This window comes from Alteromonas sp. ABH4_457, from assembly GCF_056160625.1.
Genome location: NZ_JBSWXN010000042.1, coordinates 1 through 217, shown reverse-complemented (window position 1 = coordinate 217; position 217 = coordinate 1). Strand labels below are relative to the sequence as shown.

Annotated in this window: 1 protein-coding gene; it reads left to right on the top strand. The window is 54.8% G+C overall.

Features of this window, described 5'->3' with window-relative positions:
* Positions 1–217: Ig-like domain-containing protein (locus ACXAGR_RS23855; RefSeq protein WP_474852938.1), on the top strand; the 217-nt coding region annotated here is incomplete at both ends.

The following is a 217-nucleotide window of genomic DNA, read 5'->3' as shown; positions in this document are numbered from 1 at the left end:
GATGCCAACGGCGATGCACAAACCGTCACCGCTACCGTGCAACCTGACGGTACCTTCAGTGCCGATGTCCCTGCAGAACTGGCTGAAGGTAGCTACACGGTGGAAGCGACTGCTACCGATGCAGCTGGTAATTCCACGACAGCAATAGCAACTGGTGGTGAAGTTGATACCACTGCACCAACAGTCACTTTAGACGCCCAGGGTACAGGAAACGACA